We start from the raw sequence: 19,848 nt of genomic DNA, 5'->3' as shown, positions 1-19,848 counted from the left end.
ATTATTCGATTATCCTATTCTCAATCGGGCACACACATGGCCTGCTTCAATTCGGCCACTTTCTCGGCTCCCAGCAGATGTTCAACCACAGCCAAAGCAAACGGCAATGCAGCAGCAGGGCCTTTTCCGGTAATGTAGTTACCGTCTTTCTCAACCAAAGCACCGGTATATTGGGCACCTTCCAGATACTTGTCAAATCCAGGATAGCAAGTAGCCTTGCGTCCTTTCAGCAATCCCATCTTACCCAGAATCATCGGAGCGGCACAAATGGCAGCAATCGGTTTGTTTTCATCGGCAAACCGCTGTATCAGTCTGTGCAAGTCCTCGCAAGCATCCAATGTAGTCGCACCAGGCAGTCCGCCAGGCATCAGAATAAGTTCGGCATCAAAGAAATCACAATTGACTATATTCTTGTCGCAAAGCACCGGAATGCCGTGCGAACCTGTTACTATCTCATTAGGAGTTACACTCACCATTTCTACCTGAAGACCGGCACGCTTCATGACGTCTACAGCAGAAAAGGCTTCCATTTCTTCAAATCCATCGGCAAAAAATACATAAACTGTACCCATAACTTTTATCTCCTTTTATTTTAAATTAAAGTAATATGTTATTGTTCCCGTCTGATTATCCACTCCGCCCACAGCATTGAAACGTGCTTTCCGGGCCGCGTCTTCGGCTGCTTTGCGCAAAGCAGAGTTTACGGTATTGGTTTGCCTGTTGATACTGGTTGCTATCACACGTCCGGCCGGATTCACCGTAATGTCCACCACTACCCGGCCTTCGTCCTGCACATTATATACAGGCTTCGGCAGGCCACCTTCACCCAGCGAACGGCCTCCCAGACTGAACGTACCATAACCGCCTACACCCGAGGTCGCTCCGGTCGGTGCATTTCCCGTCGGACTGCCTTGTATACCCTTTCCTTCGGTATTTCCCTTGCTGCCCATCTGCGCACCTTTACCAAACGCTCCGGCTACACGCTTACGGGCTGCTTCTTCGGCTTCCTTGCGTTCTCTCTCGGCTTTCGCTTCGGCCAGCTTACGGGCTTCTTCTGCCTTTTCGGCTTCCGTTTTCTCCGGTTTTTTCGGTTTTTCCGTTTTCTTCTTTACCTCAGTCTTTGGTTTGATGGCTACGGTCTCTTCCTCTTCCTGGGTAATCATCTCCTGTTCGGCTGCCTCCTGCACTTCGGGAGCAGTCTGTTCAGGCACCACGTCTACCTCTACCAGCGACGGATCGGCTGTCCCCCATGCATCGGGTACTTCACCCAGCATCACGGGCATACCGTCTTCTTCCACCTTCTCGGGCAGACTGAAACCGACCAGCAACAGAAGGGCTACAATAGCCACATGCACCAGCAACGCGCCTGTCAGTCCTACATATTTTGCTTTTTTCTTGGAAGAGAGCATCGGTCTATTTGTTGTTTTAACTGTTCATAATAAACAATGGCGGACATGCGCCCCTCCGTTCATCTGTTTTCAGGCGGACGGGTAGCAAGCACCATCTTGAAATGGTTCTCGTTGGCAATGTTCAGCACCTTTACGATTTCGCGGTAAGGCACCGACTCGTCAGCATAAAGAGCCACATACATCTCCGGCTCACGGGCTGCACATTCCTTCAGGAAAGGTGTCAGCTCCTCGACCGACAGGTTACGCTCCTTGTCATTGCCGAATGCCGCATACATATTCAGATCCTTGTCGATAATCACCCGCGCCAAGGGCTTGGCCGATGTCTGCTGTTTGCCTTGCGGCAACAACACCTTAATGGCATTGGGCGACACCATGGTCGAGGTAATCATAAAGAATATCAGCAACAGAAAGATGAGGTCCGTCATGGACGCCATGCTGAAATTGGGTGATATTTTGACTCTGCGCTTTAACATGAAGGTTGATTCAATAAGTCCATAAAGGCCATTGTCTTGGCTTCCATCTTATTCACTACGCCGTCAATCAGCGTCACCAGATAGTTATAGGCAAACATGGCTATGATACCTACAATCAGACCACCCACGGTTGTAATCATGGCCTCATAGATACCGCTCGAAAGCAGCGTGATGTCGATATTGTTACCGGCGTTGGCCATCTGCCAGAAAGCACGTACCATACCGGTCACCGTACCAAGGAATCCCAGCATCGGCGCACCACCCGAAATGGTTGCCATGATCGTCATGCCTTTTTCCAGTTTGGCCACTTCGAAGTTACCCACATTCTCGATGGCAGCCTGCACATCGTTCACCGGGCGTCCCAGACGGCTGATTCCTTTTTCAATCATACGTGCCGAAGGTGTATCTACACTGCGGCAATAGGCTATGGCAGCCTTCAGTTCACCGCTCAGAATGTAGTCCTTTATCTTGTCCATAAACTGCGGATCTTCCTTGCCGGCTTTCCGGATAACGTAGTTGCGCTCGAACAGAATGTAGAAGCACAGCAGGGACATCAGGCCCAGCAGTACCATAATCCAGCCACCTTTCATGGCCATACTCCACAGGTTCATCTCGTCGGGTGTGTTGACAGGTGTCAATACCGGATTGGCACCGGCAATCGAATCGGCAAGCGACGGAGCCACTTGGGCCCATAAAAGCATCAGATTCATCAGCGTAGACAGTTTTTATATTCCTGAATAGTACGTTCCAGTCCCAGGTACAACGCATCGCATATCAGCGCATGACCAATGGAGACTTCGTCCAGCCAGGGAATGTTTTTATAAAAATAGTTCAAGTTCACCAAACTCAGGTCGTGTCCGGCATTCAGTCCCAGTCCCAGGCTGCGTGCCACCTTGGCAGCCTCTACAAAAGGAGCCACGGCAGCCTCCCGGTCCTTCGGATAGGCACTGGCATAAGGCTCCGTATAGAGTTCCACACGGTCGGCACCTGCCTTGGCCGCGTATTCTATCATTTCCGGGTCGGTCGACACGAAGACCGATGTACGGATGCCCGCACCGTTGAACGTATCCAGCACTTCCGACAGGAAACTCTGATTAGCTTTCGTATCCCATCCGGCATTCGAGGTCAGCTGCGTAGGGCTGTCGGGCACCAGTGTCACCTGATGGGGTTTCACTTTCAGCACCAGGTCAATGAACTCAGGAGCAGGATAACCTTCGATATTGAATTCGGTACGGAGCAGGGGGCGCAAATCATAAACGTCGCTCCGGCGTATATGCCGTTCGTCCGGACGGGGATGAACGGTAATGCCGTCAGCCCCAAAGTTTTCGCAATCCAATGCCACTTTCACCACATTCGGTACATTGCCACCGCGGGCATTACGCAACGTAGCAACCTTGTTTATATTCACGCTTAATCTTGTCATAATACGTTCGATAGTTTGCGGCAAAAATACAAATAATAGCGATAAGTTGTCAGCAATCTGAGAAAAAAATGGCATCTTTGCAACGTATAATAACAGACTGAATATGAAATTCGCCATTATCGGAAACACCTATCAGGCAAGCAAATCATCTCATGCCGAAACCCTTCTGCACATCCTTCACGAGCGGAAAGCAGAACTTTGTATCAGCCGGGAGTTCCATCGTTTTCTGTCCGACGACCTTCATCTGAACGTTCCTCCTGCCGAATTGTTCGACGGTGACAACTTTCAGGCCGACATGGTCATCAGCATCGGCGGCGACGGTACTTTTCTGAAAGCTGCCAGCCGGGTAGGCAAGAAAAACATTCCGATACTGGGTATCAACACCGGCCGGCTGGGCTTTCTGGCCGACATTTCGCCGGTCGAGATGGAAGAAACTTTCGACGAAATCTACAATCATCACTATAAAGTAGAAGAACGCAGCGTACTTCAGCTGCGCTGCGACGGCGGGCATGTGTTTCAAGAGCCTTATGCCCTCAACGAGATTGCCGTACTGAAACACGACAGCTCGTCCATGATCAGCATACATACTTATATTAACGGTGCTCACCTCACTACTTACCAGGCCGACGGACTGGTCATCGCCACGCCTACCGGTTCCACAGCCTACTCACTCAGCGTGGGCGGCCCTGTCATGGTGCCCCACAGTCAGACCATCGCCATCACCCCCGTGGCACCCCACAGCCTGAACGTGCGTCCCATCGTCATTTGCGACGACTGGGAAATCACCCTCGAAGTCGAAAGCCGCAGCCACAACTTTCTGGTAGCCATCGACGGCCGTAGCGAATCGTGCAAGGAAGGAACAAGGCTGCACATCGCACGAGCCGACTACAGCATAAAAGTCGTCAAACGCTACAACCACATTTTCTTCGACACACTCCGCAACAAGATGATGTGGGGAGCAGATGTACGGTAATAAAGCACATTTTTCGCTTTTAACGGTTCGAATCAGCCTTGCCGATTTTCACAGTCGATACCATCAGTATGGGATTTTCTTCTCCGGTCATCTTTTCCACAATACTTTTCAGCTCCGGATCCTCGATTTCCATATCCAGCAAATAGAAAGGCGGAACAACCGTATAGAATTTATCGCCCCTCAAAGCCATAGGCAACAATGGGTATCCACCGTCAATATCATTCTTGATTGCCCAGCCTTCCGAAGAACATCTGTTCAGAGTTTTACCACTTCTTTTATCCCACAGATACACCCCGGTTTCATGTTCCGAATAATTATTAAACCCGACAAACAACAGGCTGTCGCTTTCCTGACATCCCGACACCGCCCTGAAAGCCGGATATCCCTTTCTGCCTTCCATACAATCCTCTGCGCTTAACTATTCGCTTTTCAGCATTGCCAGATGATTTTCCAGCCTCGTTCTGTTCTTTTCTCCGAAATCAACGAAATACGCCGGCGAATCTCCTTCCGTTCCAAGACGGTACACATAGTCCGAGAACGGGAACGTAAGTGTCCCCTCATCCCGTCCGCCATTTCCTCTGAGCATGTGATTGTCTATCACCTCCGTCATGCCTATTGACGCATCCGCATAAAGAGAATAACGGGTTTCTGCCGTATCTATATGATAAATGACCAACAAGGGCAACTGGCCGTCTTTCTCCAAAGCCGGGTTTTGTCCATAGTCGCAATATAAGACAAGAGTATGATCCATATAAATAAAATCACCCGCCAAGAAATCCAGTTTGATTGTTTCCTTAAACTCCCCTTCCAGACTATACACCAGAACTTTCTTCCGATCCAGAACATACAATACCCCCTCTTGCGAGTTCACGGCAACCTTGTCTATTTCAGAATATTCTTCAGGTCCGACGCCTTGCTTGGCAATCTTATACAGGTATTTCCCCTGGTCGTCAAAGAAAAAGATGGAAGCGGTCTTATTGTCCACAATGATTATTTTATTGTGCGCAAACAGAAGCTGGTCAACGTTACCCATCAGATTGTCGTCCGACGTCTCCAGCGGGATGTATTGTATTCCGCTTACAAATTCCGACATATTCAGCTTCTTTTGTGCCGGACTCGTCAAATCAATATTCGTCACCTGACCGTCACTCACCTGTTTGTCCCTGCAAGCGGTGACAAGCAAAAGGCCCATCACCCACAGCACTGTAAAAAGTCTCTTTACAAAAGTAGTCGTGTTAATGAAACTCATATGTTTAATTTTTAGGTTTAACAGCCTCAAAGCTCCGAAAACCTATCCGAATAGCCTAGAAAACGAGCGTGCAAAAACGTGCAAAACCGGAAAATCTGGAATTTCCTGCCCCAACAGAAATATGAATCTTATATCAAATAAAAAAAGCTCTTCCCCAGTTTCGACACATCCGGCTATTATCAGTACGATTATTTTATGCCGGTTCCATAATATTCAGCAATCTAATATTGAGTTTACTTTCTATCTCAGCAATGCTTTTAAATGAAAAGTTAACCTTGCCCGACAACATCTTACTTACATATTGAGGAGTAACCCCAAGACGTTCAGCCAATCCATTTCGATTAATTCCATTTGTTTCCATATAGTCAACCAATGATAAAGCAACATCACGAGACCATTTCAGCCATTCACGGTTTTCACGTCTCCAGGCTGCATTTTCTTGGAACTTTGAAGGTACACTACTTTCATGCTCCTTCAAAAAATCAATCGTTTTGCTCATAGTTTATTCCTCCATGTTTAAGTCGATGAAACTATCCTTATCAAACACACCATGTCGTTTAAGGAACTCCTTACACTTGTTCAACTTATTCAGTTCTATCATGGTATGTTCCTTATCCTGCATGGTTTTTGTCAATTTTATAGCTCCTCCAGTAACGACATATACATTAGGTTCCAACCTTATTGCATATATCCTAAGCCAACTATCATGCCTCTCACGTTCCCAATTACGAGCCTTCTGACGTGTTAGCTCCACACTCCTCGTATCGCTCACATCAAGAGGTCTGAACAGGGTGTCTAATTCTTCTAAAGCCTTGCAAATTCCATAACTATATAGTATTACAATGCAAATATAGCCATTTTAACCATAAACTTATAAGTTTAGTTACCTATTTTACAACATCTTTAGAAAGTCTTCTATAAATAACACCCAAGCTGTCAACAAACCAAACGTGCAAAACCGGAAAATACACCGATTTTTTCCCAGTTAGGAAAAAATAATTTCCCAGTTAGAGAAAAATTTTTCTCTAACTGGGGAAAAAAGTACACCTAACCAAGCAAATGCAAACAATCATTCCGGGCACCCACTTCCCGATCCTTTCATAATTCAAAAGGATAATTCAATCCAAGCGCGCTGCGTACCCTCTTTTTGGCAGCCTTTCCAAGCCACCAAGTACGTGCATTCATCTGTTTGCGCACCTGTTCAGTCCGTTTAGGACTGGTGACCGGAACTTCGTCCGCATAGCGGATACTTGCAATGAAGCGAGACAGATAAACTTCCTCATCCTCGCTACCTTCTTCGGTCAGCAGCATCTTCATCATGCCTATAGGATGACCCTGCTTATGAAGGTTGACGCTGACACAAATCGGATATTTGTCCTTGTACTCAAACCCTTCCGGCAGTTGCATCCGGCAAACGACCACCGTATCGGCACCGCAACGGTACACTTCCCTGCCTCGGGTGAACATCCTGACATAACGGCCCGTATCCACCGCAAGCCCCTTGTCCAGCGGATTCTCTCCCAACGAAGCTTTCAATTCCTCATACACTCTGTCTCGACCCCATTTATTGAAATAAGGATACAGCAACAGACAGTTCTCGTCCTCGGAAACCAAGGATACCGCATACTGCCAAAACGTTCCTTTCCCCGTATAAAGAGTAAGAGGATAAGTCTCTTTTGACAATACTTTAAATCCTTCTGGTTTCGTCACCTCAATGCCATACAACTTTTCAACCTGAGAACTATACAAGTCAAAAATGCGTTTCTGGCTCCATCCGCTTATACTGCAAAGCAGAACGACCAGCATAATAAAAGCCTGTTTCATAAGTATTATCTTTTCAGTTGATGTCTCAAAGTTCACAAAAGTAATTCAGATTATCAAGAAATCGAGCGTGCAAAAACGTACAAGCCTTATAAATAACCCTACTTAGTATCTATACCACCTACTTTTAACTCCTAATGGAACTAATCGAAGCAATAACTTGTTTAACTCCTTTAGCAATGATATCAAGGCTTCAAACAAAATACATATATCACATTCAATAGAAACGCCAAAAATGTAAGAATGCTTGGTATATAAGTATTTATTTCTTTTCTTTTTCCCTCAAGGGTCTTACCTACTGTATGAAGGAATAGGAAAAACCACATCGCAATATAAATACCAGAAATATACCAGTCGTTAATCACATAATTGCATTGCTTGTTAATCGCCATTAGTAGCACGGACAATATGGCCAAAGAAATAAATATTATATATAGTGCTTTCGTTTTCATCTTGTTGCGATTATACAGTCATAAATATTCTATCTGCTAGGTTAATAAGCCTCTTTTGACAACACGTTGAATCCACCTCAATGCCATACAACTTTTCAACCTGAAAACTGTACAGGTCAAAAATGCGTTTCTGGCTCCATCCGCTTATACTGCAAAGCAGAACGACCAGCAGCATCATAAAAGCATGTTTCATAAAGGTGCGTCAAAATGAAAAAGTATAATCTTTATGTAATGTCATCCTGAACAAAGTGAAGGATCTGAATGCCCGAGCATCCTTTTTTTGAGATTCTTCGCTTTGTTCAAACTATACCTAAATAATAAGAGCTATCTTGAGCGAAGCTAATGAAAAAATACGAGTCTTTCTCTAATTTAATACGCTCTTCAAAGTTCACAAAAGATCATTTTTTACTAAAAATTTCAACGGCCTTTTGTTCAATACTATCAAACGAACTTGCCTGTGCCTTCTTCCAATCGAGTATCTCCACCCGAATAACAACACCAAATTCGTCTTTCACCCGTTGCTCTATCTCCGCTACACGCACTTTCTTTTCCTCAAGATACCAAGTCAGATAAAGCAACAGGCTCGTCACTTTTTATCTGCTGGCAACTCCTTTTCGGAAAATTTCAAATTTAAGGGCGTTTTTTCTCTTCCTTCGCAAATAGCGATCATCTCCAGCGCCATATCTTCCGCGTCCGTCACACCGATTTTACTTTTTAATTCCTCATAAGCAGTCCTCATATTGTCCAAATCCTGCACCTCCTTTACTATTTTCAATTTGGCATTCCAAGCATTTCGTTCCTCCACCGTTGTACAACTGAAATAAGCTTTCTGCTCATCTGCCGAAAGCTCATTCACACTTTTGACACTTTTCTCAAGATAATTCTGAAAGACCCTTTGATAGTTCAAAAAAGCTGTTGTCTGTGCGATGGAATCAACCCTTTCCCGTTCGCTGTCTGTCAGTTTTGTATATGCAGGCAACTGGCTTCTGTCCTTTACTGCCCTATTTTCACTTATTTTTTCAACAATTCCATTTTTCCCTTCCACATTGTTACAGGCAAATAATAGAAAAGATAACCCACAAAGAGCAACAAGTTTCAATGTAATTCTACTCATAGTTGTACATTTTAAATATTCGACAAATAAGCTTCCGCTTCGTTATTTAAGTTGATGTCTCAAAGTTCACCAAACCAATTCTGACAACCAAGGAAGCGACTGTGCAAAAACTGTGCATTTTGTTTCGCCGCTATACTCAATGCAAAAAAGATTTCATTTTTCAAACAGCACCAGAGAACCTATCGGATCATATACAAATTTACCGCCCTTATGAGCAACGGCTACAGAATTAAAAGTTTTTCCTTTATATTCCCATTGTAACTCTATAAGTTCCATCCCTATTTTAAGTTCTTTAGTCAACTGCTGTTGAATCAGATCATATGTATCCTTCTGTCGCATGGAGCGCTCCTTTTCCCTACCCTCCTTCAGAGGTAGTATTTCGTAACGGGTTCCGGTTTCATTCAGATAAAACGCTCCTTTCGTATCATCAGCAAACGATCGTTTCAGATATTCATCCAACTGCTGCTGCGAGCTAATTTCACCCAGTTCTTTGTAACCCATCAGTTTTAGGTCTTTCATGCTTTTCTCTGCACATTCTTTCACAAATTCTATTTGTTCCTTCCACGTCGATAACACCTTTCCCTCACAAGGATCCGTTATCGTTTTCTGAGCATTCAGATTACACACAGAAAACAAGAAACTCACCACCAATAAAAAACTTCTTACTTTCATCATAATAATACACTTAACAGTTTTACACTATTGTTTTATATTTAAGTTTACAAAGACTTTTTATTAGGTGACAAGGCTTCAGCCAACAAGCTAATAAGCCCCCCAATACCCTATTTTATAAAGTACCGCCCGAAACGGCTCGCTACAAACGCCTTGTCAACTCGTCAACTGCAGATTAAGTTTGCGAATTGAAAATCGACGAAGTCAAGGTTGGATTAAGTTCATATCTCAAAGTTCACCAAATCAATTCAAATCATCAAGAAATCGAGCGTGCAAAAACGTGCAAACTCCGTAAATACACAATTTTTCTAATCAGAGAGGGTTAACAAGCACGCTTAACCACGCAGATGCAAGCAGTTCATTCCGGGCAATGCCGTTCGAACGTATCTCTGAACATACCTACAGGAAAGATGAAGTCAAGCGAACCGCGTATCTTATCCTTATCAGCCTGATCCAACCGACGGATGCGCGAATCTATCCGTTTACGTAACTTTTTGATCTTCTTTAGACTGGGAAGCGCCGGCGCTTCGTCCGAATAGCGCATGCTTCCGAGGAAACATTTCAGATAGTCGTCCGCATGTTTGCAGCCTTCTTCGGTCAGTACCATCTTCATGATGCCCGAAGCATGACCGCTCTTCCTGATAAGGATTCCAACATAAGCCGAATACTTTTCCTTGTATTCGAATCCTTTCGGCAGTTTCATCCTATAAACTGTCAGCGTATCGGCATTGCAACAGTCCACCAATTCTCCCTGAGTAAATATTTTCACATAACGGGCCGTGTCCAAAGGAATCGTAATATCCCACGTATCCATCCCCAACGAAGCCTTCAAGTCACTATATGCATTTCCTTTTATGTCCGGCCAATAATTGAAGAATGGATACAGCAATAGACAATTCTTATCCTCGGAAACCATAGAAACAGGATAAACAAAACCTCCATTTTCTCCCACATAAAATTGAATGGGATAAGAATCTTCAACCAACTCTTCGAATCCATCAGGTCTCGTCACCTTAATGTCATACATCTTTTCGACCACATGGCTGTACGCGTCAAAGACGTATTTCTGCCCCCATCCGCTTGCACTGCAAAGCAGAACGACCATCATAACAAAAGCATGTCTCATAAATATTATTTTTAAGTTCATGCCTCAAAATTCCGGGAAAAGCAAGGGATAAGCAACAAATCGACTGTGCAAAAACTGTGCATTTAATTTTAGCAGAAAGCAAAACTATGCATGAACTGTGCAAAAAGCTGTGCACGGAGTATGCAAGAGGCTTATAATGAGAGAATAAACTTATCCCACTCTTTGGCTTCCGAACCGTTTTGGAAAAACTTGGCACAAAGCCTCCGCCGAAGTGAACTGACGCCTTCGGGCGAAAGAAACAACAGAGCGGCAATCTCTTTGTTTTTAAACCGAGCCTTAATGAGCAGGCTGGCACGCCATTCTTTTTCCTTCAACTGCCCTAAGCGACCCAGCTTTTGAGTAAAACCTTCGAAGGAGCCATCGAGCTGTTCGGCAAACCGGTCCCACTCGGCAGAAGTGACGGCCTGCCCGGTTATCAACTTCTGCCTGAACAAGGCATAGATTTCCGACTGGGAAAACAGGTCCTGATCCAACAAACGCTTGTTTTGCTCCAATTCCACCTGCCGATTCATGTGGGACAGAATGTCGATTTGCTGCTGCAGCTGCTCGCATTGCAAGCTGCTGCCCTGCAACTGAGTGTTCAGTTCTTGGATGCGGTTTTCCAACCGATGAATATGTTCGCGATTGTCTTCTACAAACTGCCGGCTGTTGCGATAGGCCTCGGCCTGCAACTGCTCGGCCACCTGCAGACGCAGGCGCATGACCTTGCGCCGATGCAGATAATAGAGCGTACCGCCACACACGAACAAGACAAACGCCACCATGATGGCAACATTCGTCTGACGCTGACGCAGGTTCTGAAGCTTCAAACGCTGGTTCTCCTGTTCGCGAAGCTGGTAATTGTAATGCGAATGAGCATTGCGGACTTCATCCGTTCTGGTTAACTTCAAGATAGAATCGCCCAACGATAATGCCTGATCGAGATGTCGGGCAGCAGAAACAGTTCTTCCCTGCGACAAAGCGATGGAAGCTAATCCCCTGTTAGCCCATTCCTGTACATACAATGTGCCACATGATAACAATTTGTTATAATACCATTGTGCTGAATCCAATTGACCTACTTTATGATAATAATCAGCTGCAATAGAGTAGATTCCACTCTGATTAATTTTCTCGACATTCTGCAAGGCTTATTGTAAAGGGAAATAAGCAATTTCGTATTTCTTTTCTTTCGTATAATAGTATGCTAAAAAACCTTGTATGACTCTTACCAAATCCTTTCTTTTCAACAAACAGGATAGTTTATAAGATGCCCGATAATAAAATACAGTACTGTCTTGCTGCTCCAAGTTCATAAACAGTCCTCCCAACTGACTATAACTATATACCATATTTACACTATCTTTCAGCACTTTAAAACATTCAAGGCTCTGTCTGTATGCATCCAAAGCCTCTAAATAAAGGTTCTGCTGTTTCAGCAAGGTTCCCATTTGCCAATAGATCTTGCTTTTCAAAACCATATCCTCATCCTCGCGCATCGCGTCGAGCGCCCGCTGAAAATAAGCCAACGCCTGCGGCGCATCGCCCAAGTCGCGATACACACGGCCGGCATAGTAGTAGGCTTCGGGCAGGTGGGGAAGGCGCTTGTGCCGCTCGTAGTAGGCCACTACTGGCAGGATGGCACTGTCCGACGTATGCACGATGTAGGCCTTATCCTTCGCCTTGATGCAAAGCAGGCGGTAGTACATGCGGACGTACTGAGGTTCGTCCGCCGTGTCGGCGGCATAGGAGACAAGCAAGGCACAGGCACTATCCGGCAGCACGGACACCAGACTGTCCGCCGCAAGCAGCAGCGACGGATAGGGCTTGGGACGGCAGGCGGACAGGCACAGCAGCATGCACAGGGCGGCAAACAGAACGGGCAGGCTTTTAAGCGACGTGCCCGGGTGTGTTTTTTCGATTGTATTCATGTTCGTTTGTACGTATAAGGTCTGTATGCAAATATCCTACTTATCGACTACACCCCCAAAACAATTTGTATCAAATACCTTCGATGACGTAACATCGCGTGTTAAAAATTCAGGTTTCGCCCGTGTAACGCGTTGGAACATCTACACAAATGTTACATCAGACTTGCACGTACGTTACATAAACTTGCACGTACGTTACATCCTTCACCACATCATCTTGTTTATCAATAGATTAACAAACACACATCGAACAGGCTTAAATCCCGAAGAAATAGAAAAATCCGGAAAGGTGAAAGCAAGAGGTGAAACTTCCGTGAAACCGGATGTTTCATCCTATCTACCTGACAGCCAAGATCCTGAAAGCTAAGTGAAGGCGTGAAGNATTCATAAGTGAAAGACGCTCGACAAGGGCGTTATGCTTTTTCTCAAGCTTTTTGTATTCTTTGTCGCGGAGCTTGCATTCAATGGCAGCCTTCTCAGCCTTGCTGTTTGCCTTAAGCAGGGCATCTGTAAGGGAATCAATCTTACGGTTGGCGTCCTTCAGGTCTTTTCCTATTTCATCAAGTCGTGCTATCATTTCATCAAGCTGCTTGCTCTTGTTCTGATTCTCTTCAAACAGGAACAGGGCGAACCTCTTTATCTGCTCATTATCCATACCTTCAAGGGGTGTATGCTCCTTTTCAGGCCTGTTCATCATCTCTTCAAGATGCTTCTGTCTGAGTATGTGTTCTATGAGTTCCTCTGTTTCCATGTTCTCTAAATTTTATGTAAAGATACTCATTTTCAGTGAGATACGCAAATATTCAGAGAACTTTTATCGCTGATTTTCAGAGTTTTATCATTAAATTTTTATGCTCGTTATTACCGGAGTTTCAAGTATTGTGACCAGGTCTTTCCAGTCTATCTTATACACTGTCACATCGTCCTTACGCTCTATTTTCATGAACTTATAACCCTTAATGAAGGACTTCTCATGAAGGTAGTAGGCATTCCGCTCATAGTGTATCATACGAACCTTACGCTGGTCTTTCGACATAAACATGTAAACGTCTCCGCTCAGCGGATCTCGGTGATACCTGCCGCGGATTATCTCGCATATACGCTGGGCCTTGCATCTCATATCGTGAAGCTCAGGAAGGTAGTAGAAGTTGTGAAGACCGTTGATGCTCAGCATAAGCCCTCCAGTTTCTCTACCAGTGTTTTCAGCCCCTGATAGTCTAAGCCTTTCTTCTGTATGCACAAACCCTCACGGGTTCTAATCGTTACCATGATGCTCCCTTTATGGGGAGATGTACGTTTAGACTTGCCTTTAGTAACATCCTGTTCTTCATTGCCTGCCTGGATCAACTCTTCAGGAATACCTTCCACTTCTACAGGTACAACTTTCTTCTGTGTCTTCTTGAACCAGTCATAGAATGCCGTGTAAGGAATGTTGTTGCTAATACAGAATGAGTTGATGGAAACTCCTTTGGGTTCGCCCTCGGTCTTGTAGAGGAACCACAGTCTTTCAAAATCTTTTTCGCTAAACATAATCTTTCGAGTTTTAAGTTTAGCACGAAGCTAAAGGAAAGGGACATACTAGTCAATACGCCAATTTTGGAAGCTTACCTGCAATCCCCACGAGTATTGCTTGCATGGCTCACGAGCCGTGCAAGTGTTGCTCGCGAGCCGTACAAGTGTCTCTCAGGAGCGATGCAAGTATGGCACAGGTATAGTCAAGAAATCATCTAATCCTTATCGCTACACAATTTATAAACTTCGCATGCAGTCATCAGGAAAGCACCCGGTCCATAAAGTTCCGTCATATCGTGAGTCACTTTCTTAGGATCGGCCCCAATGGGCTGTACCCAGCACAACTTCCCATCCGGATCTACAGCCTCAGCCAAAGCCTGCCAGCCTTTTTTGACTATAGGCAGAAAATCGGCAGCCGGTAAATAGCCGTGGTTGATGCCATAGGCCAAACCATAAACGATGAAACCTGTCGAACTGGTTTCGGGCGAAGGATAGCTGTCGGGATCGAGCAGACTGGCATGCCAATATCCGTCCTTTCCCTGAAGTCCGGCCAAACGGGTGGCAAACTCTGTGAACAGCGCCTCGTAGAAGGGACGGAATTCAGTATCAGCCTCGGGCAGCGTTTTCAGTATTTCGGCCAGACCGGCAATTACCCAACCGTTGCCTCTGCCCCAAAACACCTTTTTGCCATTGGCCTCGCGCTGGTCGAAGTAACGGCTGTCCCGATAAAACATTTTCTCTTCCTTGTCATACAGATGATTGTAGGTAGCCTTAAACTCGGCATCCATGAAATGCATGTATTTGCGATTGCCGGTCAGACGGTACAGGCGGGTGTACACTGCAGGAGCCATAAACAAAGCATCGCACCACGTCCAGCGTTCCAGACGAAGCTGGGGTACACGGAAATCGACACTACCGTTCGAAGGATGATTCACCACCCACTCCGTACGTGCCAGCGTAGGTTCAAGCATATTCTTATCCCTAAATTTCTCGTACAGGTCGATGTAGGTCTGAGCTACACAGAAGTCATCGGCATGATACATCCGGTTGCCCAATTGCCAACGCTGCCCGGAGAAAGTTTTCTTCATCCATTTATAATAGGTAGAATCGCCCGACAGTTCTGCCCAATCGCATAGCCCCATATACCATGCACCTGCCACCCAGCCACGCTGGTCTTTCGCCCCATGCGAAGTGTTAGGAAACTCCTTGATTTGCCAGTCGGCTACTTTCTTGCCCAAAGTTTTCACGGCCTGACAGCTCCAGAACTCCTCGGACTGAGCCACGGAAACCGTAGCTTTATTATTGACCATGTTTCCTTCTGCATAAGCAGAGATCACACCTGCGGACAAACACAATGCCGCACCATACAATTTAATCCATGTTTTCATGATACAAAAAAATCGTTTATCTAAAATTATTTAAGTTTCGCAAGTTTATTAATCGGTTGTAGTTAAGGAGTTAAGAAGTTAAGGAGTTAAGCCAATACCTCTGTGAAAAGGATACAGACCATACACTTAATCTATCGGCTTTAACTCCTAGCCCACCTTGGTGGGCGATAACTCCTTTTAACTTCTTTAACTCCTGAAAGTTTCGCATTTGCGAAACTTGAGTTAATTAACCTGAACAAAAATAGTGATTTATGCATATACTTTGCATCAACAGCCCCAATTATCCACTAGAAAAGCTGAATTAAATCTGCCCTCAAAACATGCCGATTCACTTTTAATGATTATTTTTGCAACCGGATAAAACCTTTATGGCCTCAGGCTGTTAATAAAAAAATGAAGAATGAAGAACAAGAAAATGAAAAATGAAGAATGAGGAATGAAGAATTAGTTATCATTTACCATTAATCATTCATCATTAACCATTCATCATTCACCATTAACCACTTACCATTATTCTATTAATAATATGGCGAACAAAAAGAATGCGCTTGTCATCATGGTTATAGCACTGCTGGTGCTGCTGGTAGGAGTAACCATCCTGCTGTTTACAGAGAAAAAGACCAATAGCGAACTCGTACAGGAATTCCAGCTGGAAAAGGAAGACCTGGAAAACGAATACACCCGATTTGCACAGCAATACGACGAACTGAAGCTGACCGTCTCGAACGACTCGCTGGCTTACCTGCTGGAACAGGAACAGCTGAAAACACAACGGCTGCTGGAAGAACTGCGCACCGTAAAGAGCAGCAACGCCAGCGAAATACGCCGGTTGAAAAAAGAACTGGCTACCCTGCGCAAAGTCATGATAGGCTACATCAACCAGATTGACTCACTGAACCGCCTCACGGCTCACCAGAAAGAAGTGATAGCCGAGGTGACGCAGAAGTATCATGCCGCCTCGCAGCAGATCAGCAGCCTGTCGGAAGAAAAGAAAAACCTGAACGAGAAGGTGACCCTTGCCGCCCAGCTGGACGCAACCGGCATCACCCTCGAAGCCCAGAACAAGCGTGGAAAGAAGGCACGGAAGATAAAAGATGCCGTAAAACTGAAAATAGACTTCACCATCGCCAAGAACATCACGGCCGAAACGGGCGAACGGACCCTGTACGTACGCATTGCCAAGCCTGACAACTCCGTGCTGACACAAAATTCATCGGACACCTTCACTTACGAAAACCGCCAGCTGCCCTACTCCATCAAGAAATACATCGAATACAACGGAGAGGAACAGAACGTGACCGTCTACTGGAATGTGGAAGAATACCTCTACGCAGGTACTTATCAGGTCTACATCTTCACCGACGGCACCATGATAGGGTCGAAGGAATTTACGTTGAAGTAAGAAGTGGAAAGGGGGAGAGAAGTTAAAAGCCGATAGATTTCAGAACAGAAAACTTCGCCCTTACTCCCCTCCTCCCCCAGCCTTAAGCCTTAAACTCTCAACCTTAAACCATACCCCATCCCCCTCATTCCGTATTAAAAAGTTTAAAGTATTTTGCCGTATCGGCGAAAGCATATACATTCGCATTATTGCCTATGCAATAATTGTTTTTATAAAGAACTCATTTCATTACTTACACTAACGTATGCAGACTATGAAAAAAGTCTTATGTATCATCTATTTGGCCCTCCTTGCCTTTCCTATGAGCGCACAGCGTGTCCTCAGCCTGGATAGTTGTCGTGCATTGGCCATCGCCAACAACAAAGAATTGCTGATAAGCCAGGAAAAAATCAATGCCGCACACTACCAGAAGAAAGCGGCATTCACCAACTACCTCCCCAAGCTGTCGGCAACAGGCGGATATATGCGCAACCAGAAAGAATTCTCCCTGCTGAGCGATGCACAGAAAGGCGCACTCGGATCGGTAGGTACACAGGTCAGCGGCGCCATGCAGAGCGGCATACAGGGATTGCTGACACAGCACCCCGAACTGATACAGAATCCGCAATTCATGGCATTGCTGCAAGCATTGGGAAGTGCCGACATCGCCACCCCGCTCAACAATCTGGGCAACGCGCTCGTTGATGCCTTCCGCACCGACACCCGCAACATGTATGGCGGAGCACTGACCCTGACACAACCCCTCTATATGGGTGGAAAGATACGAGCCTACAACAAGATTACCCGATATGCCGAAGAGCTGGCACGCCAGCAACACAACAGTGGCATGCAGGACGTCATACTGAGCACCGACCAGGCCTACTGGCAGGTGGTGTCGCTGGCCAACAAGAAAAGGCTGGCCGAAAGCTACCTGCAACTGTTGCAGAAGCTGGACGGCGACATGCAGAAGATGATAGCCGAAGGAGTGGCTACCAAAGCCGACGGACTGTCGGTAAAGGTAAAGGTGAACGAAGCCGAAATGACCATGACCAAGGTAGACGACGGACTGAGCCTGGCACGCATGCTGCTGTGTCAGTTGTGCGGTCTGGACTTGAGCAGCCCCATCACCCTGGCCGACGAACAGGAAGAAAACCTGCCCCTATCCTCCATAGCTGCCAACGGAATCGACCTGGAGCAGGTATACAGTCTGCGCCCCGAAGTACGTAGTCTGGAGCTTGCGGCAGAGATATACAAGCAGAAGGTAAACGTAGAGCGCTCGGCCTACATGCCCTCCATCGCCCTAATGGGAAACTACATCGCTACCAATCCGTCCGTCTTCAACAGCTTTGAAAAGAAGTTCAAAGGCATGTGGAACGTAGGCCTAGTCGTATCGATGCCGATATGGCACTGGGGTGAAGGCATCTACAAAGTGAAAGCCGCCAAAGCGGAAGCCCGCATCGCCCGCTACCAACTGGAAGAAGCCAAGGAGAAGATAGAACTGCAAGTCAGCCAGTCGGCCTTCAAAGTGCGCGAAGCGACCAAAAAGCTGGCCATGGCCGAAAAGAACCTGGAAAAAGCCAACGAAAACCTGCGTTACGCCAATCTGGGCTTTGAAGAAGGAGTAATACCCGCCAGCAACGTGCTCGAAGCACACACGGCATGGCTTTCGGCACAGTCGGAAAAGATTGACGCACAAATCGACGTGAAGCTGACCGAAATCTATCTGAAGAAGGCGACGGGAGTGTTGCAGTAAGGGGAGCCTCACCCCCGGCCCCTCTCCCAAGGAGAGGGGGGAAGGGAATGAATATTCAAAAACTTAAGAACTTAAGAACTTAAGAACTTAAAAACTTAAATCCCCCTCGTCAACTCGTCAACTTGTCAACTAAAAACTTATAAACTTAAAAACTCAAAAACTCAAAAACTCATAAACTAAAATGGATACAAAATCACAAAACAGCAATATGCTGTTGGCATTCCTCACGCTGACCGGAGTGATTGCCATTGTTGCCGTCATTGGCTTCTTTATGCTGCGCAAAGGTCCTGAAATCGTACAGGGACAGGCAGAAGTAACCGAATACCGCGTGTCGAGCAAGGTACCCGGACGTATCCTGGAATTCCGTGTCAAGGAAGGACAAACCGTCCGTGCAGGAGACACACTGGCCATACTCGAAGCACCCGACGTGCAGGCCAAACTGGAACAGGCACGTGCTGCCGAAGCTGCCGCACAAGCACAGAACGAAAAGGCGCTGAAAGGTGCCCGCCAGGAACAGATTCAGGCTGCCTACGAAATGTGGCAGAAGGCACAGGCAGGAGTGACCATCGCCGAGAAGTCGTACAAACGCATCAAGAACCTGTACGACCAAGGAGTGGTATCGGCACAGAAGCTGGACGAAATCACTGCCCAGAGAGACGCTGCACTGGCTACCGAAAAGGCTGCCAAGGCACAATACACCATGGCCAAGAACGGTGCCGAACGTGAGGACAAGGCTGCCGCCGCCGCACTGGTGAATCGAGCCAAAGGAGCTGTAGCCGAAGTGGAATCGTACATCAACGAAACGTACCTCATCGCACAGAAAGACGGAGAGGTGTCTGAAATCTTCCCAAAACAGGGCGAACTGGTAGGTACCGGCGCACCCATCATGAACGTTGCCGTAATGGACGACATGTGGGTGACCTTCAACGTACGCGAAGACTTGCTGCAAAGCCTGACCGTGGGTACGGAGTTCGAAGCCTTTGTACCTGCACTGGACAAAAACATCCGACTGAAAGTGAACTACATGAAGGACCTGGGTACGTATGCTGCCTGGAAAGCTACCAAGACAACCGGACAGTTCGACCTGAAAACCTTCGAAGTAAGAGCCCTGCCGACCGACAAGGTGGAAGGTCTGCGACCGGGCATGAGTGTGATACTGGATAGAGAATAA

22 protein-coding genes and 1 pseudogene are annotated in these 19,848 nt (G+C 46.2%); 4 read left to right on the top strand and 19 right to left on the bottom strand.

The window, feature by feature from the left end; genetic code table 11:
• Positions 1-20: 20 nt before the first annotated feature.
• The 5 genes from BQ5591_RS05880 to BQ5591_RS05860 are packed head-to-tail and all read right to left on the bottom strand — an operon-like array spanning position 21 to position 3,305.
• Positions 21-572, bottom strand: a complete 552-nt coding sequence (locus BQ5591_RS05880) for a DJ-1 family glyoxalase III (RefSeq protein WP_022163256.1) — start codon at positions 570-572, stop codon at positions 21-23.
• A gap of 15 nt (positions 573-587) precedes the next feature.
• Entirely contained in the window at positions 588-1,409 is an 822-nt protein-coding gene (locus tag BQ5591_RS05875; RefSeq protein WP_071148743.1) for an energy transducer TonB family protein, read from the bottom strand.
• Between the two features lie 59 nt (positions 1,410-1,468).
• A complete protein-coding gene (locus BQ5591_RS05870) occupies positions 1,469-1,882 on the bottom strand; it encodes an ExbD/TolR family protein (protein ID WP_071148742.1) in 414 nt (137 codons plus the stop codon).
• Positions 1,876-2,592: a MotA/TolQ/ExbB proton channel family protein gene (locus BQ5591_RS05865; protein ID WP_071148741.1), complete on the bottom strand. Its 717-nt coding sequence runs from the start codon at positions 2,590-2,592 to the stop codon at positions 1,876-1,878. The genes BQ5591_RS05870 and BQ5591_RS05865 overlap by 7 nt, the downstream gene beginning before the upstream one ends.
• Positions 2,592-3,305, bottom strand: coding sequence for a pyridoxine 5'-phosphate synthase (locus BQ5591_RS05860; RefSeq protein ID WP_022163260.1), 714 nt, complete (start codon positions 3,303-3,305; stop codon positions 2,592-2,594). The genes BQ5591_RS05865 and BQ5591_RS05860 overlap by 1 nt, the downstream gene beginning before the upstream one ends.
• A gap of 103 nt (positions 3,306-3,408) precedes the next feature.
• Here BQ5591_RS05860 and BQ5591_RS05855 point away from each other — a divergent pair, with 103 nt between their 5' ends.
• Positions 3,409-4,278: an NAD kinase gene (locus BQ5591_RS05855; RefSeq protein ID WP_022163261.1), complete on the top strand. Its 870-nt coding sequence runs from the start codon at positions 3,409-3,411 to the stop codon at positions 4,276-4,278.
• A 19-nt stretch (positions 4,279-4,297) separates the two neighbouring features.
• Here BQ5591_RS05855 and BQ5591_RS05850 read toward each other — a convergent pair whose 3' ends face one another.
• The 14 genes and pseudogenes from BQ5591_RS05850 to BQ5591_RS05775 all read right to left on the bottom strand — a co-directional run bounded on the left by BQ5591_RS05850 (position 4,298) and on the right by BQ5591_RS05775 (position 15,543).
• Positions 4,298-4,678 carry a hypothetical protein gene (locus tag BQ5591_RS05850; protein WP_071148740.1) on the bottom strand — a complete coding sequence of 127 codons (381 nt, stop codon included), beginning with the start codon at positions 4,676-4,678 and terminating at the stop codon, positions 4,298-4,300.
• A gap of 18 nt (positions 4,679-4,696) precedes the next feature.
• Entirely contained in the window at positions 4,697-5,527 is an 831-nt protein-coding gene (locus tag BQ5591_RS05845) for a 6-bladed beta-propeller (protein WP_071148739.1), read from the bottom strand.
• Positions 5,528-5,720: 193 nt separating this feature from the next.
• Complete coding sequence (locus BQ5591_RS05840; protein ID WP_071148738.1) at positions 5,721-6,026, bottom strand: helix-turn-helix domain-containing protein; 306 nt, start codon at positions 6,024-6,026, stop codon at positions 5,721-5,723.
• A 599-nt stretch (positions 6,027-6,625) separates the two neighbouring features.
• Complete coding sequence (locus BQ5591_RS05830) at positions 6,626-7,351, bottom strand: hypothetical protein (RefSeq protein WP_071148737.1); 726 nt, start codon at positions 7,349-7,351, stop codon at positions 6,626-6,628.
• An 847-nt stretch (positions 7,352-8,198) separates the two neighbouring features.
• Positions 8,199-8,378 (bottom strand): hypothetical protein, encoded by a 180-nt coding sequence (locus BQ5591_RS05820; protein WP_022161862.1) that lies wholly within the window; start codon positions 8,376-8,378, stop codon positions 8,199-8,201.
• 8 nt (positions 8,379-8,386) lie between these two features.
• Positions 8,387-8,914 carry a hypothetical protein gene (locus BQ5591_RS05815; RefSeq protein ID WP_071148735.1) on the bottom strand — a complete coding sequence of 176 codons (528 nt, stop codon included), beginning with the start codon at positions 8,912-8,914 and terminating at the stop codon, positions 8,387-8,389.
• Positions 8,915-9,067: 153 nt separating this feature from the next.
• The gene (locus BQ5591_RS05810) at positions 9,068-9,589 is read right to left on the bottom strand and encodes a hypothetical protein (protein ID WP_071148734.1); all 522 of its coding nucleotides are present in this window, start codon (positions 9,587-9,589) and stop codon (positions 9,068-9,070) included.
• Between the two features lie 355 nt (positions 9,590-9,944).
• A complete protein-coding gene (locus BQ5591_RS05805; protein WP_071148733.1) occupies positions 9,945-10,712 on the bottom strand; it encodes a hypothetical protein in 768 nt (255 codons plus the stop codon).
• Positions 10,713-10,864: 152 nt separating this feature from the next.
• Positions 10,865-11,785 (bottom strand): hypothetical protein, encoded by a 921-nt coding sequence (locus tag BQ5591_RS05800; protein ID WP_159434434.1) that lies wholly within the window; start codon positions 11,783-11,785, stop codon positions 10,865-10,867.
• Between the two features lie 78 nt (positions 11,786-11,863).
• Positions 11,864-12,643: a tetratricopeptide repeat protein gene (locus tag BQ5591_RS05795; protein WP_071148731.1), complete on the bottom strand. Its 780-nt coding sequence runs from the start codon at positions 12,641-12,643 to the stop codon at positions 11,864-11,866.
• 382 nt (positions 12,644-13,025) lie between these two features.
• Positions 13,026-13,394, bottom strand: a pseudogene (locus BQ5591_RS22270) (IS66 family transposase); the annotation flags it as partial.
• 90 nt (positions 13,395-13,484) lie between these two features.
• Entirely contained in the window at positions 13,485-13,817 is a 333-nt protein-coding gene (gene tnpB / locus BQ5591_RS05785) for an IS66 family insertion sequence element accessory protein TnpB (protein ID WP_071148245.1), read from the bottom strand.
• Entirely contained in the window at positions 13,811-14,173 is a 363-nt protein-coding gene (locus tag BQ5591_RS05780; RefSeq protein WP_071148244.1) for a hypothetical protein, read from the bottom strand. Before BQ5591_RS05780 ends, tnpB begins: the two co-directional genes overlap by 7 nt.
• A 197-nt stretch (positions 14,174-14,370) precedes the next feature.
• Positions 14,371-15,543, bottom strand: a complete 1,173-nt coding sequence (locus BQ5591_RS05775; RefSeq protein ID WP_083380887.1) for a glycoside hydrolase family 88/105 protein — start codon at positions 15,541-15,543, stop codon at positions 14,371-14,373.
• A gap of 526 nt (positions 15,544-16,069) precedes the next feature.
• Here BQ5591_RS05775 and BQ5591_RS05770 point away from each other — a divergent pair.
• The 3 genes from BQ5591_RS05770 to BQ5591_RS05760 all read left to right on the top strand — a co-directional run bounded on the left by BQ5591_RS05770 (position 16,070) and on the right by BQ5591_RS05760 (position 19,848).
• Positions 16,070-16,945, top strand: a complete 876-nt coding sequence (locus tag BQ5591_RS05770) for a hypothetical protein (RefSeq protein WP_022162377.1) — start codon at positions 16,070-16,072, stop codon at positions 16,943-16,945.
• Positions 16,946-17,198: 253 nt separating this feature from the next.
• Positions 17,199-18,677, top strand: coding sequence for a TolC family protein (locus BQ5591_RS05765; protein ID WP_071149351.1), 1,479 nt, complete (start codon positions 17,199-17,201; stop codon positions 18,675-18,677).
• Between the two features lie 181 nt (positions 18,678-18,858).
• The gene (locus tag BQ5591_RS05760; RefSeq protein ID WP_071148729.1) at positions 18,859-19,848 is read left to right on the top strand and encodes an HlyD family secretion protein; all 990 of its coding nucleotides are present in this window, start codon (positions 18,859-18,861) and stop codon (positions 19,846-19,848) included.

Source organism: Bacteroides ndongoniae, assembly GCF_900108345.1.
GTDB lineage: Bacteria > Bacteroidota > Bacteroidia > Bacteroidales > Bacteroidaceae > Bacteroides > Bacteroides ndongoniae.
This window is presented reverse-complemented; position numbering and strand designations above follow the sequence as displayed.

Excerpts from the sequence above, each read along its gene's own strand:
- BQ5591_RS05880 (WP_022163256.1), bottom strand. The coding sequence starts at position 572 with ATGGGTACAGTTTATGTATTTTTTGCCGATGGATTTGAAGAAATGGAA.
- BQ5591_RS05875 (WP_071148743.1), bottom strand. The coding sequence starts at position 1,409 with ATGCTCTCTTCCAAGAAAAAAGCAAAATATGTAGGACTGACAGGCGCG.
- BQ5591_RS05870 (WP_071148742.1), bottom strand. The coding sequence starts at position 1,882 with ATGTTAAAGCGCAGAGTCAAAATATCACCCAATTTCAGCATGGCGTCC.
- BQ5591_RS05865 (WP_071148741.1), bottom strand. The coding sequence starts at position 2,592 with ATGAATCTGATGCTTTTATGGGCCCAAGTGGCTCCGTCGCTTGCCGAT.
- BQ5591_RS05860 (WP_022163260.1), bottom strand. The coding sequence starts at position 3,305 with ATGACAAGATTAAGCGTGAATATAAACAAGGTTGCTACGTTGCGTAAT.
- BQ5591_RS05855 (WP_022163261.1), top strand. The coding sequence starts at position 3,409 with ATGAAATTCGCCATTATCGGAAACACCTATCAGGCAAGCAAATCATCT.
- BQ5591_RS05850 (WP_071148740.1), bottom strand. The coding sequence starts at position 4,678 with ATGGAAGGCAGAAAGGGATATCCGGCTTTCAGGGCGGTGTCGGGATGT.
- BQ5591_RS05845 (WP_071148739.1), bottom strand. The coding sequence starts at position 5,527 with ATGAGTTTCATTAACACGACTACTTTTGTAAAGAGACTTTTTACAGTG.
- BQ5591_RS05840 (WP_071148738.1), bottom strand. The coding sequence starts at position 6,026 with ATGAGCAAAACGATTGATTTTTTGAAGGAGCATGAAAGTAGTGTACCT.
- BQ5591_RS05830 (WP_071148737.1), bottom strand. The coding sequence starts at position 7,351 with ATGAAACAGGCTTTTATTATGCTGGTCGTTCTGCTTTGCAGTATAAGC.
- BQ5591_RS05815 (WP_071148735.1), bottom strand. The coding sequence starts at position 8,914 with ATGAGTAGAATTACATTGAAACTTGTTGCTCTTTGTGGGTTATCTTTT.
- BQ5591_RS05810 (WP_071148734.1), bottom strand. The coding sequence starts at position 9,589 with ATGATGAAAGTAAGAAGTTTTTTATTGGTGGTGAGTTTCTTGTTTTCT.
- BQ5591_RS05805 (WP_071148733.1), bottom strand. The coding sequence starts at position 10,712 with ATGAGACATGCTTTTGTTATGATGGTCGTTCTGCTTTGCAGTGCAAGC.
- BQ5591_RS05795 (WP_071148731.1), bottom strand. The coding sequence starts at position 12,643 with ATGAATACAATCGAAAAAACACACCCGGGCACGTCGCTTAAAAGCCTG.
- tnpB (WP_071148245.1), bottom strand. The coding sequence starts at position 13,817 with ATGCTGAGCATCAACGGTCTTCACAACTTCTACTACCTTCCTGAGCTT.
- BQ5591_RS05780 (WP_071148244.1), bottom strand. The coding sequence starts at position 14,173 with ATGTTTAGCGAAAAAGATTTTGAAAGACTGTGGTTCCTCTACAAGACC.
- BQ5591_RS05775 (WP_083380887.1), bottom strand. The coding sequence starts at position 15,543 with ATGAAAACATGGATTAAATTGTATGGTGCGGCATTGTGTTTGTCCGCA.
- BQ5591_RS05770 (WP_022162377.1), top strand. The coding sequence starts at position 16,070 with ATGGCGAACAAAAAGAATGCGCTTGTCATCATGGTTATAGCACTGCTG.
- BQ5591_RS05765 (WP_071149351.1), top strand. The coding sequence starts at position 17,199 with ATGAAAAAAGTCTTATGTATCATCTATTTGGCCCTCCTTGCCTTTCCT.
- BQ5591_RS05760 (WP_071148729.1), top strand. The coding sequence starts at position 18,859 with ATGGATACAAAATCACAAAACAGCAATATGCTGTTGGCATTCCTCACG.